Source organism: Bacillus sp. (in: firmicutes) (assembly GCF_031983925.1).
GTDB classification, from domain to species: Bacteria; Bacillota; Bacilli; order Bacillales; family Bacillaceae_G; genus Bacillus_A; species Bacillus_A pacificus.
In genome coordinates this window covers 102,792-120,642 of sequence record NZ_DALYZR010000007.1, presented here as the reverse complement: position 1 = coordinate 120,642, position 17,851 = coordinate 102,792, and the positions used below count along the sequence as shown (strand labels likewise).

The window sequence follows — 17,851 nt, the reverse complement described above, 5'->3', positions numbered from 1 at the left end:
CCTCATTTTGTCCATAAAAAAAGCAAAGGAATTTCCCCTTTGCTTTTTCATTTCTATTCCATTACGATACTTCTTCTTTCTTATCTTTTCCATATTCATGCTCCCAGAAATCAGCATTTTTAATTCCTAATGGCCCTGGATCGAATACTGGATCTTTTCCTTCTTTTTTCTGCTTTTCATAATCCTTTAATGCAACTAATGCAGGTTTTTGTAATAGTAAAATCGCAATGATATTTACCCATGCCATAATTCCTACACCGATATCGCCTAAAGCCCAAGCCGTTGCTGCTGTTTTTATACAACCGTAGAATACAGCTCCTAAAAATACAAACTTTAGTACCATAGACAGCCAAGGGCGGTCTTTATCACGATTTAAGTACGCGATATTCGTTTCTGCAATGTAGTAATACGCCATAATTGTTGTAAATGCAAAGAATAGTAATGAGATTGCAACGAAACCGTTTCCAAATCCAGGGAAAACAGATTCTACCGCTGCCTGTGTATATCCCGGCCCTGGCTGAGCACCATTTAATTTATTTACGATAAAGTTTTTTCCGCTTGCATCAAATACGTTATACATGCCTGTAATAATCATCATAAACGCTGTTGCTGAACAAACAAATAATGTATCAATGTAAACGGAAAATGCTTGCACTAAACCTTGCTTAGCTGGATGTGATACTTCAGCTGCTGCCGCTGCATGTGGCCCTGTTCCTTGCCCTGCTTCATTAGAATAAATACCACGTTTTACTCCCCAAGAAATTGCTAAACCGATAATACCACCAAATGCTGCTTCTAATGCAAAAGCGCTTCTTATAATTAACATAAATGCTTCTGGCAATTTTTCAATATTCATAGCGACAATAACACAAGCTACTAAAATATACCCAACAGCCATAAACGGTACGACAACTTGCGCTACGTTAACAATTCGTTTTACTCCACCGAAGATGATAAGAGCTAATACAACAACTAATAAAGCCCCTGATAGAGTAGTATTAATTCCAAAAGCTGTCTCTAAACTTACAGCAATACTATTTGCTTGCACACCCGGTAATAAAAGCCCCGTTGCAAGAATTGTCGCTGCAACAAATACTAGAGCATACCATTTCACACCTAAACCTTTTTCAATGTAATAAGCAGGTCCACCGCGAAACTGTCCCTGATGCTTTGTCTTATAGATTTGTGCTAATGTAGATTCTACATAAGCTGATCCTGCTCCTAAAAAGGCTACTGCCCACATCCAAAATACAGCTCCTGGTCCGCCGAAGGCAACCGCCGTTGCTACCCCAGCTATATTCCCTGTTCCAACGCGTCCAGATAACGAAAGTGCTAACGCTTGGAATGAAGAAACACCCGCCTCTGATTTTTCTCCTTTAAATGTCAGCTTCACCATTTCTCCTACATGCCTTACTTGTAAAAACCTCGTTCGAATTGAAAAATATAAACCTGCTCCTAAACATAAATAAACAAGTGCTGGACTCCAAACAATATTATTTAACCAATTTACGAAAGCTTCCAATATTCCCCCTCCTTTTTATCAAGAATATTCAGAATATATAAAAATTATAAATGTATACCGAATCTATGACAATATTATTTTAATAAAATAAACATATTTTTGTATAAAAAAACAAAGTATATATTTGTTTTATATACTTTGTTTTGAACAGAATGTATTATATATTCACAATTGCTTCTTTTTTTATAATTCTTTCGTATAGCTCTTCTGATAATTTCAAGAAGTTATCAGGCATATCTTTCCCTTTAAACTTCTTTTGAATCGTGCCATATAAACCTATATCGCGTAAACGTAAAAATAACAGCAATGATTCATACCAACTATCCGCTAGCTTATGTTCATATTCGTATCCTTTTCTTAACACTTGTAATTGTTTACGAGCAAAATCGGTCTTCTCTTCCGCTGTCCACGGTGTAAATAGAACAGAGTAATAAAGAACCATCGCTAAATCGTGTATAAAGTAATTATAAGCCGCATCATCAAAATCAAAGATTGTTAGCTCTTTACCATCATAATGAAAATTACCTGGATGAATATCACCGTGCATAAGGCCGAACGTTTCTCTTTCAATTGGAAGAGCCTTTATCTCAGCCATTAATACCGCAGCGATCTTTTTCACTTGATCATCTTCTAATTCATTAACAATCCCACTCTCATCTTCTTCCCACGTATCACGATGATCCGTTTTAGGATAGTTCATTGTTAGACGATGCAGTTGTCCAATCGCTTTTCCCCATGCTTCAAAGAGAGGCTCGCCCCAATAAGGCGATTCTTCTCCTTTTACTTGCTCCCCTTTTGCATATGTAAATAAGGAAGCGAAAAAGAAAGTCCCATCCTCTGCTCTGATTTCTTCTACAAGATTTTGAGATGCTGAATAAAGGGGTCCTGCTACCTTTGCCCCATTCTCCGCAACATATCGTAAAAAATCTAGTTCAGCTTCGACTTCTTTTTTAGAACGATGAGAAGAGTGAGTTAAACGCAATACGTAATCTTCGCCACGATCACCCTTTGCCTTAAAAATATAATTTTCAAAATCTCCAAGTGGCTTTTCTTCCACTGTTACATGAAATGTCTTTGCTGCTCTTGCTAAAATTTCTTTTGTAAAAACTCGTTCTACTGCTATTTCCATATGTATCCCTCCTATATATCTTCTTAATTCGACACAAATGTGAGAAGTACTGCTATGAAATTGAATAATGCGTGGACAATCATAGCCGATAAAATAGAATTTGTTTTCTCATATAATCCAAGCATAAATTTCTCACAAAAAACAAAAATTAACAGAAGTAACTTTATTCTAAAGAGGTGGAAATTATGACAGAGCAAAAAGAACAACAAGAGAGTACGGATCAAAAGCATATGTTTCCATCACTTCCGGAAAACATTAATTATATCGAAAATAAGCTCTGTCATTCAGACGATATAAAAAAATTGGATCTCCCTTTTCAAAACGGAAAAGGAGCAATCCTATATATCGAATCTTTAGCAGACCCAAATCTAATTCATCAATTAGCCCTTGAGCCTTTATTGACGCGGTCAGATTTAGCTTTAGATAAAGCTTTTTCTACATTAAATATGAAAAAGGAAACGAATTTAAATTATGGCGTGCAGCTCTTATTACAAGGCAAATCATTATATTTTCATGAACAAGTCGACAGTTTTTGTATTTTCGAAACAGCTTTATCTTTAAAGAGAGATATAGCAGAGCCTGATAATGAAGGGATTGTACGTGGACCACATACTGGTTTTGTAGAGGATCTAGCAACTAATTTAACCTCTATTCGTAAACTCATTAAGAGTCCAAATCTAGTTGTTAAGTATTTTACAATCGGTGAAGAAATGCACACGAAAGTGGCAATTGCTTATATGCAAAATATAGCGAATGACGATTTAGTTACAGAAGTGAAAAGAAGATTAGAAACGATTAAGACAGATGCACTTATGCCTCCAGGATATATACAAGAATTTATAGAGGATACGTCTTTCTCACCATTTCCGCAGCAATTAAATACAGAGCGTCCAGATAGAGTTGCAGCAAATTTAATGGAAGGACGAGTTGCTATTTTATCTGATGGAGATCCAACAGCGCTTATCGTTCCTGTTACGTTATTTGCCTTCTATCAATCACCAGACGATTATAATAACCGCTGGATTGTCGGTTCTTTCGTCCGAATGATTCGCTTAGTGAGTTTTTTGATTGCTTTTCTCTTACCAGCTATATATATCGCAACCGTAGCCTTTCATCCTGATGTATTGCCGCTTGAACTTGTGTATACAATTAAAGCTTCATTAGAGAAAGTACCGCTCCCTCCTATTTTTGAAGCTCTCTTGATGGAATTGATTTTCGAATTATTACGGGAAGCTGGTATTCGCTTACCAAGCCGAGTTGGCCAAACAATCGGTATTGTAGGTGGTTTAGTAATTGGTGATGCAATTGTAAAAGCTGGACTCGTTTCTTACACAATGATTATCGTTGTAGCTTTAACTGCAATCTCATCTTTTCTCGTTCCATCAAACGATATGAGTTCAGCAGTTCGAATTCTTCGTTTTCCACTAATGATTCTTGCTGCCATATTCGGATATTTAGGAATATCATTCGGTCTCATTATAACTTTCGTTCACCTATGTCAGCTTCATTCTTTTCATACACCATATCTTTCTCCTGTTGCACCAATGCGGATTAAAGATATGAAAGATTCTTTTGTAAGACTACCAATTTGGTCATTTTGGGAACGACCACATGATCCAAAACCGAAAAAAATGCAACGCCAACACGTAACGAGAGAGGATGAGAATGGTGACAAACACGCAAAGTAAAATTTCACTTGTTCAATTTACCTTTTTCGTTATTCAATGCCAAATCGGAGTGGGGATACTTTCTCTACCTAACCGTCTTCACCCGATAGCAAAAGGTGGTGGATGGATTTCTGCACTCATCGCCGGGCTTGCGATTCAACTTATTATTTTACTTATGTGGTTTTTATTAAGAAGATTTCCCGATGCAACTATGTATGACATTTCTTCTATAATGTTTGGTAATAAATTCGGAAAACTATTAGGTTTTTTATATGTTCTTTATTTTACGCTTATCGGTATGACAGTTATGTTAAATGCTTGTAATGTCATTAAAGTATGGGTTTTACAAGCAACTCCATGGTCTGCAATTCTCATACTATGTACAATAGCTTGCTGTTATATAGCTTATAATACGTTTAAAGTCATCGTACGATTTTATGTCATGGCCTCTATTCTTATTATTCCAATGGCTCTTTTAATTGCCCTAGGACTCACGCGAGCTGATTTTTCTTATATTTTTCCTATTACAGAAGCCGGATGGTGGAATATTATTCAAGCATCAAAGGAAACAATTACAGCTATGTATGGTTTTGAAATTATTCTTATCGCTTTCCCAAAAGTAAATGGGAATCCTGTGGCACGACTAAAAGCAATTTCTATCGCGAATGGATTTGTAACTCTTTTTTATACTTTTACTGTTTGGATTTGCTTTATCGTATTTAGTCCGAAACAAGTTGAGCTTATTCCTGAACCAGTTGCTTACTTATTACGCTCTTTACACATCGGAATTATAGACCGGACTGATTTACTCTTCATACCAATTTGGATGATAACTGTTGCTGCTTCTATTGCTAGTTATTATTGTGCTGCTTCTATCGGAATCGGACATATATTCAACCTTACTAATCATAAAAAGGCTGTTCCAATCGTTGGTATTATTGCTTTTAGTGTAGCCTTGTTTATAGATACCCCAGAAGAATTAAAAGTACTTGCGCAATTTACTGATAAATTTACCTATATTTTCATTTTAATCTTACCTTTTCTATTTCTTCTTTATTCCTTATTCAGAAATAAGAAAGGAGAACAATATGTTCAAAAAAAGAGTTAAATTACTTTTTATATTATGTACGAGTTCCCTCCTTTCTGGCTGTTGGGATCAAGAACCATTAAGAGAAGCAAGGTTAGCTTATAGTATTGGATCTGATATTACGGAAGAGAATAAACTCCAGCAAACAATTGAGCTCGTAAAAAGTTCAAGTGGAGAGCAATCTTCATTTGAGAATGAAATACATTCAGCAACGGGGCATAACATAAGGGATACAAGTGATGCTCTAAAAAAAAATGTGACTGGAAATATTCGCTATTTCAAATATGGTGTTCAATTACTAGGAACCAAAATTTTAAAAAAAGGGATACTACCCTATTTAGATGTCAGTTTTCGGGATCCAACAAACCCAACTGCTTTAGTAAAACTTATTGCAGTAGATGGTGAAACATCCAAGATACTGGAAAAAAAGAAGGTCGGAAATTTGTTAATTGGAGATTTTCTAAAGAAAAAAGTGAAAAGCTTAGAAGATATGAGTGTGTTTCCAAAAGAAACTTTGGAGACAGCCGCTACAAAAATGTTAGACCCCGGTAAAGACTTTACCCTCCCTTCTATAAAAATAAAAGGAAAAGAAGTTATTACAGACGGGTTGGCTTTATTTAATAAAGACAAATTAACTGGGCATTTACCTTTGAAACAATCTGTTTTATTCGTTTTATTAACTGGAAAAATGGGAACAAGCGCACGTATAACTCAAAAACTTACTAGTGATGAATCGAAGAAGACATCCGATTATTTAACAATGGAAATTAGCAATAGAAAACTAAAACGAGACTTAAAAATAACAACAGATAAAAAAGGAAATGTGTATGCTCACATTAAGCTTCAATTAAAAGTTATAGCTCTTGAAGCTCCGAGAGATAATCTTTACAAAATGGATGAAAGAAAAAAACTAAATAAGGAACTATCCAAACAGCTCACGAAAGAAGCGAAAAAAATAACGAAAAAGTTACAAAAGGCAAATTGTGATGCTTTCGGAATTGGTAGACATCTTATCGCTTATCATCCTGACCTATGGAAGAAAAAAAATTGGAATAAAGATTATGCAAAAGTAAAATTTAAGCCTGAGGTAGAAGTAAGCATTTTGTATAGTGGTGTCTTAAAATAAAAAGTTGTATGCCACGCAGGCATACAACTTTTTATTTCGTATATCGATATACAATTGATTCATATGGTCTTAAGTCAAGGTTTGTAATATCCTTGCTGGAATCTTTATAATTCGACAGTAATACTTCTTGTTTCATTCCATCCAATTGAACGTGCGCTGGTACAGAGTACGTTATTTCCTCTCCATAGAAGTTATTGATAACAAGTAGCACTTCACTTTCTGTAGTACGAGTATATGCCCAAATTTTAGGATCATTTTCATCCAAAATAGCATATTCTCCTTCTGTAATTACATCATACGTTTTTCGAAGTTCGATTAACTTTTTATAATGATAAAATACAGACTCTTTATCTTCTAGTGCCTTCTCTACATTTATTTCTTTATAGTTTTCAGCCACTGAAATCCAAGGTGTACTTGTTGTAAAGCCACTGTTCATCTCTTCATTCCACTGCATTGGAGTACGGGAGTTGTCACGAGATTTTTGTTTTAAAATCCCGATAATCTCTTCTTTTGATAATCCTTCTTCCAGCTTTATATCGTATATATTTAACGATTCTACATCGCGATATTGCTCAATAGACTCGAATTTAGGATTCGTCATACCGATTTCTTCACCTTGATAAATGTAAGGTGTGCCCTGCAACATATGCATAGCTGTCGCTAACATTTTCGCAGATTCATTTCGGTACTCCTTATCATCACCAAAGCGTGACACAATACGAGGCTGGTCATGATTACACCAGAATAACGCATTCCATCCCCTGCCCTTTTGCATTTCAATTTGCCAATTAGACATAATCTCTTTTAATTTAATAAAATCAAAATCAGCCTTCGTCCACTTATCACCATTCGGATAATCAACTTTTAAATGATGGAAACTAAACGTCATACTTAATTCATTACGCTCAGGGTTTGAATATTTAATACAATTATCAATTGTCGTAGATGACATTTCTCCAACTGTAATTACATCTTTCCCTTCAAAAACATTTCGGTTCATTTCTTGTAAATATTCATGCACACGTGGGCCATCTGTATAATATTTACGGCCATCGCTTGTCGCTGTACTTCCGTCATCATTTAAGAATTGTTGATCTTTTGAAATTAAATTAATAACATCTAATCGGAATCCAGTTACCCCTTTATCAAGCCAAAAGCGCATCATATCATATACTTCTTCACGAAGTTTTTCATTTTCCCAGTTTAAATCCGCTTGTGTCTCATCAAATAGATGTAAATAATATTGCTCTGTCTTCTCATCATATTTCCAAGCAGATCCACCAAACTTAGATTGCCAATTATTTTTTTCATCACGCCAAATGTAATAATTTCGATATGGACTATTTTTATCTTCCTTCGCTTCCTTAAACCACTTATGCTCCGTCGAACTATGATTTACAACGATATCAAGCATAATTTCAATATTACGTGCTTTCGCCTCTTCTAAAAGCTCTTCAAACTCTTCCATCGTTCCGTAAGATGGATCAATACGGTAGTAATCACTTACATCGTATCCATTATCATTTTGTGGTGATTGGTATATCGGTGTTAACCAAATATAATCTACTCCGAGTTCTTTTAAATAATCTAGTTTCTCTGTAACCCCTTTTATATCACCGGTTTCTTTATTGTAATAGCTATTAAAGCTCTTCGGATAAATTTGATAAACTACACTTTTATGCCAATCCTTCATGTTTAACTTCCTCCTACTTCTGTTTTACTCGCTTTGCAAATAACCACGTTAACGTAAATGGGATTACAACTGCGATAATCATTCCGACAATAAACATTGGAATCGATTTCGGAATGATAGAAATAAATGCGGGTAATCCGCCAATTCCGATAGCCGGTGCTAATACACCATTTAACGTAATAAATATTGCTGCCACAGCCGATCCTATAATTGCGGCATAGAATGGGAATTTATTTCGTAAGTTTACACCAAACATAGCTGGCTCTGTAATACCGAAATATGCTGAGATTGCTGATGTAGATGCCATACTTTTATCATTTTGATTTTTAGAAATCCAGAACATCGCAAGTGCCGCACTACCTTGCGCAATGTTAGAAAGAGCAATCATTGGCCAAATGAATGTACCTCCGTGTTGTGCAATTAATTGTAAGTCGATAGCAATAAACATATGATGCATACCTGTAATTACAAGCGGTGCATATAATGCTCCAAACAATACTGCTCCAACTACTGGTACTGTTTCATATACACCTACTAATCCAGCTGTTAATAAATCTCCAATATGACGTGTAACTGGACCAATAATCCCTAATGCTAACACACCTGTTACGACAATCGTTGTAATTGGTACAACTAACAATTGAATTGCATTTGGTACATGTTTCTTTAAGAAGATTTCCACTTTACTTAATACAAATGCTGCTACTAAGACCGGTAGGATTTGACCTTGATACCCTACTTTTTCAATTTGAAATAATCCTAAAATATCGAAGTACTCAATCTTTTGTCCATCTAAACCAGTTGCTGCTTTTCCGTAATCCCACGCGTTTAATAATGCTGGATGCACAAGCATTAATCCCATAACAATTCCTAATATCGGACTACCACCAAAACGCTTCGTTGCTGACCAACCGACAAGTGCTGGTAAGAATACGAAAGCTGTATTCGCCATCATATTAATTAAATCCCAAAGCCCACTTAAGTTTGGATACACATCTAATAAATTTTTACCTTCAAAAAATAAGTCCTTCGCCCCTAATAGGTTGTTAATTCCCATTAGTAAACCAGCTGTTACGATTGCTGGTAATATCGGCATAAATACATCTGAAAATACTTTTACAAACTTTTGAGCTGGATTTAGCTTTTGGTTTCCAGAATCTTTTACATCAGCTACTGTCGCTTCCTTCATACCTGCAAGCGTTATCAATTCAGCATATACTCGATCAACATCTCCTGGACCGATTACAATTTGAAATACCCCAGCGTTATGAAACGCTCCCTTCACTAATGAAACAGACTGCAATTTATCGTTATCTATTTTACTTTCATCCTTTAAAGCGATACGGAGTCTCGTTACACAGTGCGCAGCTTGTTCAATATTGTCTTTCCCGCCAATATACTGCAACACTTCCTCTGCTGTTTTACGATAGTCTTTCCCCATATTCCCGTCCCTCTTTTCTTTTTTTGATACCGTTTACAATTACATATTAACTCGTATATATAAGTTAGTCAACACTCGTATATACGAGTTTGTCATTTTTTTATAAAAAAAGAGATGAAACGTTATTACGTTCCATCTCCTTATTTTCTCCGCGCCACATCCGAAAAATGAAAAATATCTAAGCGGTGGCGGGATTCTGTATATTCGAACTGACTTCCATCATACAAATGCGTAAAGTTTTTCACGACAACAACATAGTCTGTTCCATTTAAATCTAAATACTTTCTATCGTCCTCTGTACATGGTTGCACTTCAATTACTCTCTGTGAATAACTAATATGAAGACCTAGTTCTTTCTCAATATATTTATAAATGGATTGCGCTGCAATTTCACTCGTTAATCCAGGAATATATTCCGATACAAAATGATTAATATCCAAAATTACTTTTTCTCCATCAATATTTCGTACGCGTTTAATATGATCTATGTCTGTTTTCTCTTTCACATTTAATAGCTTTGCAACCTCTTTTGTTGCTTTTACTTTCTCCATTTCTACGACTTCTGTAATACAATGACGTCCTAAACGTTCATTTTCTTCTTGGAAACTTACAATACCACCAAAGTTGAATTCAATGTTTTTTCGCTTTAAAACAAAAACACCTTTTCCGTGTATTTTTTGAACATATCCACGTTCTTGTAATAAATCTACAGCTTTTCTTACAGTACCGCGGCTCGCTTCATATTGCTTCATTAATTCAGTTTCTGATGGGATTTTGCATCCCTCTTTTAATTGCCTATTATCAATAGAATTACTGATTTCTGTATAAATTTGTTCATACTTACTCATCATCTACAATAGCCCCTTGTCACCTTCTAGTTCTATATGTATTATACCATGCTACACTCTTCTGCCAATCTCTCACTTATTTTCCAGTATAGGAAAAATAAAGGTAAATATTTAATCTCTAAAACGTATTTTTATAAAAATTTTTATATTTTTCTTTTCATTCAAAAAAACATGTAGTATACTAACTTCAAAATCAGAGGAGAAAGGGAGCAAAGAACTATGCTTACTTATACAACAATTGTAGTTACATTTGCACAAAAACATCATCATCATACGTAACCCTTGAAACCTAGCGGAAAAATTACGCGTAGGTACAAGGGTTATTCCCGTTGTACCTACGTTAGGCGAAGAGCCATGTAGGTATTTTTTATCTACATGGCTCTTTTTTTATTGCCAAAAAGCTAGTAAAAAATGATGTTTAAGCAAATCTTACTACAAAGGAGTTAACAAAAATGGAAACGAAAAAATGGGGATTATGGGTTTTAACAGCTTTTGTTATCGGGAATATGGTTGGCGGTGGCGTATTTATGCTCCCAGCGAATTTAGCACAAGTATCAGGTCCAATGGGTTCTACACTTGCGTGGAGTATTACAGGACTTGGCGTATTTATGATTGCACTCGTATTTGGAAATTTAGCAATCCGAAAACCAGAATTAAAAGCGGGACCACAAAGCTATGCTCAAGCGATGTTCCCTTCAAAAAAAGCGGGTAAAGTTGCAGGCTATAGTATGGCATGGGGATATTGGGCTGCGAACTGGGCTGCAACAGCATCTGTTATTATTTCCTTTGCTGGATATTTATCAACATTCTTTCCAGTTTTACAAAGTAAGCAAATTCTCTTTTCAACGAACGGATTTTCACTAGAACTTGGAAAAGGATTAACGTTCCTCGTATGCAGCCTTATGTTATGGGGAATTCAATATATTCTTTCTCAAAATATTGATCGTGCTGGAAATATGAATCTTCTTGCTACTATTGCAAAAATTATTGGATTTACAATGTTTATTGTAATCACATTATTCATTTTCAATGCCTCTAATTTCGGAGATGGGCAAACATTTATGAATGAAGCAGGACAATCCATTTCTTTAGGTGGACAAATCAATTCAGCTGCTATTGCAACACTTTGGGCGTTCATCGGTATTGAATCGGCTGTCATGCTTTCTAATCGTGCAAAATCTCAGCGCGATGTAAAAAAAGCTACGATTTTCGGATTAATTATCGCTCTTCTTATTTACATGTCAATTACTCTGCTTACAATGGGCGCTCTCCCGCAAGATGCTTTAAAAGAGTCTCAAAAACCATTAGTAGACGCATTAAATTTAGCAATTGGCAATAAAGGTGCCTATATCATGGCTCTACTTGCACTTGTATCTTTATTTGGATCTACAGTGGGCTGGATTGTTGTTAGTTCAGAAGTACCTTACCAGGCTGCAAAGAACGGACTTTTCCCTAAGCTTTTCGCGAAAACGAATAAAAAGGGTAGTCCTTCAAAATCATTATTGATTACAAATGTAATGACGCAGATTTTCTTGTTCTCAACGATTTCTGGTACCGTATCAGAAGCTTATAATTTCGCTATCGTTGTAGCAACATTAGCTTATTTAATTCCATACCTTGTTTCTACGCTGTACCAATTCAAATTAGTTATTACAGGAGAAACGTATGATATAATGCCTGGCTCTCGAATAAAGGACGGCATCATTACTACATTAGCATTCATATATTCTATTTGGGTTATCAAAACGGGAACTGCTGATTTAAAAACGTTCTTCTTAGGAATCGGATTGTTCGTATTAGGTCTGATTCTCTATCCAATACTAATGAAAAACTCACAAAAAATGAATTAAAAAAGAGAAGCTACGCTTCTCTTTTTTATATGAAATCTGTAGTTAACTTTTCTTTTAACTCTCCTACAGATAAAGGTTTCGCATAATAAAATCCTTGCACATAATCACAACCCATAGATTGTAATAAACTTTCTTGCTCTACTGTCTCTACCCCTTCAGCAACTACTGCTAAATGTAAGCTATGGGCAATTTCAATAACGGATTTTACAATCGTTCGCTCTGGCTGTGCATGATCATAATGAAATTCACGAATAAAATTACGATCAATTTTTACTATATCCAGCGGTAGTTGTTTTAAATAATATAAGGAAGAATAACCCGTTCCGAAATCATCTAAAGCAATTAAAATCCCCATATTTCTTAATTCTTGTAATGTAGCAATAATATAATCAAAATGACGAACAGCAGTACTTTCCGTTATTTCTAAAATTAAACGATTCGGAGGAAATCCAGTTCTCTTTAAAATGCTACGTACAGACAAAATAAAACGTTTCTGCATTAATTGTTGTATAGATAAATTCACAGATAACTTTAATCCTTCTTGATAATTTGGTAATGTTTTAAATAAGCGACATGACTTTTCTAATACCCAATCTCCTAATTTTATAATAAGTCCTGATTCTTCAGCTATAGGGATAAATTCACTTGGGGAAATAGGCCCTTCTTCTGTCGTACAACGTACTAAAGCCTCGATACCAGTATATTTCTTCGTTTTCAAATCAATAATAGGCTGCAACGCCACCTCTAACTCTTCATCACGAATTGCCTTTTGCAAAGCAAATTCAATTTTCATTCTACGATTTATTTTCGCACGTAACTCATCGGTAAAGAAACAAGCGGCATTTCTACCTTGTTCTTTCGCACTGTACATAGCTAGATCTGAATTTTTCAATAGTGTTTCCACATCTTGTCCATCTTGCGGATATGAGCACAGTCCTAGACTTGCTGAAATGTATACTTCATGACCTTCAAGCATAAATGGTGCCTGAAAGCATGACAACACAGATGTCGCTAGTTGCCTCATCTCATCTTGTGTATGATTTTTTGTTAACAACACAAATTCGTCGCCACCCAGCCTAGCCAGAACATCTTTCTCTCCTAGCACATAATGCAACCGTGAAGCAACTTCGCTTAAAAGTAAATCTCCTATCATATGACCTAGCGTATCGTTTACTAATTTAAAACGATCCAAATCAAAATAAATCATACCAAACTCTTTTTTATCTGCAATTAATTCGTTAACAGTCGTTATTAATTGTAAACGGTTCGGTAAACTCGTTAAAGCATCATGATACGCAAGTTCTCTATAACGACTTTCGCTTAACCGTAACCTCTGTTCTGCTTCTTTCCTACTACTAATATCATTTCGGATCGCAATAAATTGATATGGCTCTCCTTTTTCATTTAAAAATGGAACAATTGTTGTTTTAACCCAATAATATGTCCCATCTTTTGCTTGATTCCGAATCTCACCTCTCCATACTTTTCCGCTCAAAATACGCTTCCATAGCATTTGAAAAAATGTTTTTGGGTGATATCCTGAATTTAAAATACGATGATCTTTCCCTATTAACTCTTCTCGTGTATATTTGGAGATTTCACAAAACTTATCATTTACATATGTAATAAGACCCTTTCGGTCTGTAATCGCAACAATTGAAGACTCATCTAATGCTAACTTTAAATCTCGCAATGAAGATTCATATAATGCATGACCTCTTTGTTCTAGCATGCGCATCTCTCCTTGCTTCCTATCTGACTAAAACACAACTTGTTTCTTTTCATAGAAATAGAGATATTTCATTTCCTAATAATCGCCCTTTACATACATCATGTTTTGAAATATGCCGATTAAAATAACATAATATTATTTGTAATAAAAAGCAATATAATACCTTTTCAATTATACGTAGTAGTTTCTTATAGCTAACTCTATACAACTCTTCAAGAACATATATATAAAGTGAAACTTTAATCAGTGGGGGGGTGATCTCCGCCTAACTTCCTTGTTTCCGCTGAATTTTGAGGTGGGGGTCTTACTGCCCTTTAATGCGGGATAAATTAAAATTATTATATATGTTTTTTGAATTATAATAACAAAATATTAACATATTTTCACCTTAATTTTGGAAGTATTTTATAAATAAATACCGTATTAAACCAAAAAAGAGGATAGCCTCTTTTTTGGTTTAATACGGATATGGTGTTGGATATGGAACTGGATATGGCGCTGGATAAGTTACTGGGTACGGTGCTGGATAGTATCCTCCACCTGCTGCACCCGTTAATGCACCTGCTGTAAGCCCACCTAACACACCTCCAGCAAAACTTCCAGGGAAAAATCCACCGCCCCATGAGCCTCCACCCCAGCCCCATCCACCTCCGTGATGATGATGGTGGTAATCATGGTGATTGTGCCCTCCATGGTGGTGATGTCCCCCATTATGATGGTGACCTCCATGATTATGACGATAATACAATCCGTTATTTTCTATATAATTCATGTTTTCCCTCTCCTTTTTCATGTTCTCATCTTAATAGGTATTGTATGAATAATATGGATCTTGTTGGTAGCCTGTATAATAAGGATAATCCGAGTAATACGGATAACCATATCCGCCATAACCAAACCCAGGGCTGAGTAATGCACCTGCTACAAAACCTGGGAAGAACCCCCCACCAAAAAATGGTGAATGTCCAAAACCACCATGAAAACCACCGTGACCAAATCCTCCAATTGGACGACCATGCATTTTATTCACCCTCCTTTTCTCTTTAAAAACGTAACAATACACTGTATGTAGGACAAATGCGGAAAGTATGGGGAAATACCTACATTTTGTAAAAAACAGAAAACACTTTATAATAAAAATGTCACATTACATCTGCTATTTAGGAAGTCTATATTGAAGAAAGATTAGAGGAATTATATAGAAATGAAGAAACCTATTGTCCAATTACTATTAATATTTACAATTGTATCTATCGTTCTTTTCCTATTAAATACATCGTATATTTCGTTATATACATTTGTCGGCGTTCTCTGGTCCATCACAATTGTAGGAATTTCATTCGTTATTTTTATCGAAAATAGGTCTCCTCAAAGTACCTTAGCTTGGTTTTTAGTATTAGCACTTCTTCCCGTTGTAGGTGTACTTTTATACTCTATTTTCGGGCGTAGCCGTTGGAGAAGAAAAAAGCATCTCCATCGTTCAGAAGAACAAAGAAAATTATTCCGTGAAATATTAGAAGGAAGACGACTAGAGTTATCACTCAAAGTCCCATTAAGTGAACGCTCTACCCATTTAACAGAAGTTGTACAAAAATTTGGAGGCGGGCCTGCCGCAGATAGAACAACTACAAAACTTTTAACAAACGGAGATCAAACATTTTCAGAAATTTTGCAAGCTATCGAGCAAGCAAAACATCACATACATATTCAATACTATATTTATAAATCTGATGAGATTGGTACAAAAGTCCGGGATGCTTTAATAAACAAAGCAAAAGCTGGTGTTATTGTACGCTTCCTTTATGATGGATTAGGAAGTAATACGTTAAGAAGACGCTTTTTAAAACCTATGAAAGAAGCTGGGATTGAAATTGTTGAATTTGACCCTATTTTTTCAGCTTGGTTACTTGAAACAGTTAATTATCGTAACCACCGTAAAATCGTCATTGTCGATGGAGAAATTGGTTTTACTGGAGGACTTAATGTCGGTGATGAATATCTTGGCCGTTCAAAAAAGTTTCCCGTTTGGCGTGATAGTCATTTAAAAATCGAAGGAAAAGCGTTATATAAATTACAAGCAATTTTTCTAGAGGACTGGCTCTATGCATCTAGTGGTTTGAAAACCTATTCCTGGGATCAATTTATGAATAGACAATACTTCCCAGGTAAAGAAGTTTCAAGTGCAGAAGGTGCTGTGCAAATTGTAGCAAGCGGGCCAAGCTCAGATGATAAGAGCATTCGTAATACGTTATTAGCTATTATGGGCTCTGCAAAAAAATCTATTTGGATTGCTACACCATATTTTATTCCAGATCAAGAAACTTTAACATTATTACGTTTAAGTGCAATATCTGGCATAGATGTACGCATTTTATATCCTGGTAAAAGTGATAGTATTATTAGTGATCAAGCATCCCAATCCTACTTCACTCCACTTTTAAAAGCTGGTGCCTCCATCTATAGTTATAAAGATGGCTTTATGCATGCAAAACTTGTACTTGTTGATGATAAAATTGCAACAATCGGAACAGCAAATATGGATGTACGAAGCTTTGAATTGAATTACGAAATTATTAGCGTACTGTATGAATCAAAAACTGTTCATGATATTAAACGTGATTTTGAAGAAGACTTTAAGCATTCCACTGAAATTAAATGGAACGCTTTCCAAAAAAGAAGTATCAAAAAACGAATATTAGAGTCTTTTATGAGGCTCATTTCTCCTTTACTATAAGCAATCAATGTACAATTGATTGCTTTTTCTTTTATATTTGTCCCCTCCCCTTTTCTTTGCATACCATATTAAAACAAGTTATCATAAGATGTATTACTTTATGAAAATAATGTTAGGTGGGAAATACATGTTAGAACAATTTCATATACATGCTGATTTAAAACAACAGCTCTCTACAATTCACGAAAAGAATAAGCAAGAAGCTGGTGAAAATGCACATTTAATCGGTACAAAAATATATAAAGCATCTGATAATAGCATTATCGAAGATGCTATTACAGCACTTCTTCTTGGCAAGAACATTCTATTAAAAGGACCAACTGGTAGTGGTAAAACAGTACTAGCTGAAACGCTTTCTTCTTTATTCCAAAAACCAATGCATAGCATTAACTGTTCTGTCGACCTAGATGTAGAAGGTATTTTAGGATACAACACACTACAAACGAAAGATGGCGCATCTGAAGTTGCTTTCGTTAACGGTCCTCTTATGAAAGCGATGAAGAACGGTCATTTCCTATATATTGATGAAATCAATATGGCAAAACCTGAAACGTTACCGCTTCTTCACGGTGCATTAGATTACCGTAAAATGATTACAAACCCGTTTACACAAGAAGTTGTATACGGTGATGACGAATATCGCGTAATCGCTGCTATTAATGAAGGTTACGTTGGTACAAGTGAACTAAACGAAGCGTTAAAAAACCGTTTCGTTATTATTGAAGTTCCTTACATTCAAGGTGATACATTAAAAGAATTATTATTAGCAGAATCAAAATTAAACGATGTTACAACAATTGAAAAGTTCGTTGCATTTGCAAGCGATCTTATGCCTTTAGCTCGTGACGGCCGCGTAAGTGAAGAAGCAGCAAGTATTCGTGGCATTATTGATGCATGTGATTTAGGTGTATATATTCCTGTTATGCGTGCAATTGAACGTAGTATTATCGCAAAATTAAACGATGAAACAGAACAAATGACTGTCCGTGAATTAGCAGAAAGTTATTTCTTTGAGGGATAAT

The 17,851-nt window shown here is 35.3% G+C and carries 14 protein-coding genes and 1 pseudogene; 6 read left to right on the top strand and 9 right to left on the bottom strand.

Annotated features, from left to right (window positions below; translation table 11 throughout):
• Positions 1 to 61 precede the first annotated feature (61 nt).
• The 3 genes and pseudogenes from RTP99_RS19580 to RTP99_RS19570 all read right to left on the bottom strand — a co-directional run.
• Complete coding sequence (locus RTP99_RS19580) at positions 62 to 1,522, bottom strand: alanine/glycine:cation symporter family protein (protein ID WP_000387151.1); 1,461 nt, start codon at positions 1,520 to 1,522, stop codon at positions 62 to 64.
• A gap of 157 nt (positions 1,523 to 1,679) precedes the next feature.
• Entirely contained in the window at positions 1,680 to 2,651 is a 972-nt protein-coding gene (locus RTP99_RS19575; protein WP_000401630.1) for a phosphotransferase enzyme family protein, read from the bottom strand.
• A 23-nt stretch (positions 2,652 to 2,674) separates the two neighbouring features.
• Positions 2,675 to 2,767, bottom strand: a pseudogene (locus RTP99_RS19570) (CPBP family intramembrane glutamate endopeptidase); the annotation flags it as partial.
• Positions 2,768 to 2,836: 69 nt separating this feature from the next.
• Between RTP99_RS19570 and gerKA the strand changes: the two are divergent.
• Genes gerKA through gerKC form a run of 3 tightly spaced genes read left to right on the top strand, consistent with a single transcriptional unit; the run spans position 2,837 to position 6,531 of the window.
• Complete coding sequence (gene gerKA / locus RTP99_RS19565) at positions 2,837 to 4,339, top strand: spore germination protein GerKA (protein WP_046646296.1); 1,503 nt, start codon at positions 2,837 to 2,839, stop codon at positions 4,337 to 4,339.
• On the top strand, positions 4,320 to 5,426 hold the full coding sequence (locus RTP99_RS19560; protein ID WP_041184728.1) for a GerAB/ArcD/ProY family transporter: 1,107 nt from the start codon (positions 4,320 to 4,322) through the stop codon (positions 5,424 to 5,426). Before gerKA ends, RTP99_RS19560 begins: the two co-directional genes overlap by 20 nt.
• A complete protein-coding gene (gene gerKC, locus RTP99_RS19555; protein ID WP_000474034.1) occupies positions 5,407 to 6,531 on the top strand; it encodes a spore germination protein GerKC in 1,125 nt (374 codons plus the stop codon). Before RTP99_RS19560 ends, gerKC begins: the two co-directional genes overlap by 20 nt.
• Positions 6,532 to 6,562: 31 nt before the next feature.
• Here gerKC and treC read toward each other — a convergent pair whose 3' ends face one another.
• The 3 genes from treC to treR form a co-directional block, all read right to left on the bottom strand.
• Positions 6,563 to 8,224: an alpha,alpha-phosphotrehalase gene (treC, locus tag RTP99_RS19550; RefSeq protein ID WP_000656102.1), complete on the bottom strand. Its 1,662-nt coding sequence runs from the start codon at positions 8,222 to 8,224 to the stop codon at positions 6,563 to 6,565.
• A gap of 13 nt (positions 8,225 to 8,237) precedes the next feature.
• The gene (gene treP / locus RTP99_RS19545; protein WP_000513952.1) at positions 8,238 to 9,665 is read right to left on the bottom strand and encodes a PTS system trehalose-specific EIIBC component; all 1,428 of its coding nucleotides are present in this window, start codon (positions 9,663 to 9,665) and stop codon (positions 8,238 to 8,240) included.
• A 140-nt stretch (positions 9,666 to 9,805) separates the two neighbouring features.
• Positions 9,806 to 10,516 carry a trehalose operon repressor gene (treR, locus tag RTP99_RS19540; protein ID WP_000987251.1) on the bottom strand — a complete coding sequence of 237 codons (711 nt, stop codon included), beginning with the start codon at positions 10,514 to 10,516 and terminating at the stop codon, positions 9,806 to 9,808.
• Positions 10,517 to 10,965: 449 nt separating this feature from the next.
• Between treR and RTP99_RS19535 the strand changes: the two genes are divergently transcribed.
• Positions 10,966 to 12,363, top strand: a complete 1,398-nt coding sequence (locus RTP99_RS19535; protein WP_000448457.1) for an amino acid permease — start codon at positions 10,966 to 10,968, stop codon at positions 12,361 to 12,363.
• 25 nt (positions 12,364 to 12,388) lie between these two features.
• Here the strand turns inward: RTP99_RS19535 and RTP99_RS19530 are convergent, their stop codons facing one another.
• The 3 genes from RTP99_RS19530 to RTP99_RS19520 all read right to left on the bottom strand — a co-directional run bounded on the left by RTP99_RS19530 (position 12,389) and on the right by RTP99_RS19520 (position 15,116).
• Positions 12,389 to 14,095, bottom strand: a complete 1,707-nt coding sequence (locus tag RTP99_RS19530) for a putative bifunctional diguanylate cyclase/phosphodiesterase (RefSeq protein ID WP_000893373.1) — start codon at positions 14,093 to 14,095, stop codon at positions 12,389 to 12,391.
• 457 nt (positions 14,096 to 14,552) lie between these two features.
• The gene (locus RTP99_RS19525; RefSeq protein ID WP_001106372.1) at positions 14,553 to 14,867 is read right to left on the bottom strand and encodes a hypothetical protein; all 315 of its coding nucleotides are present in this window, start codon (positions 14,865 to 14,867) and stop codon (positions 14,553 to 14,555) included.
• Between the two features lie 30 nt (positions 14,868 to 14,897).
• Positions 14,898 to 15,116, bottom strand: coding sequence for a hypothetical protein (locus tag RTP99_RS19520; protein ID WP_000546156.1), 219 nt, complete (start codon positions 15,114 to 15,116; stop codon positions 14,898 to 14,900).
• A gap of 183 nt (positions 15,117 to 15,299) precedes the next feature.
• Between RTP99_RS19520 and RTP99_RS19515 the strand changes: the two genes are divergently transcribed.
• Entirely contained in the window at positions 15,300 to 16,829 is a 1,530-nt protein-coding gene (locus RTP99_RS19515) for a cardiolipin synthase (RefSeq protein WP_000743047.1), read from the top strand.
• 127 nt (positions 16,830 to 16,956) lie between these two features.
• The gene (locus RTP99_RS19510; protein WP_000892969.1) at positions 16,957 to 17,850 is read left to right on the top strand and encodes an ATP-binding protein; all 894 of its coding nucleotides are present in this window, start codon (positions 16,957 to 16,959) and stop codon (positions 17,848 to 17,850) included.
• Position 17,851: the final 1 nt, after the last annotated feature.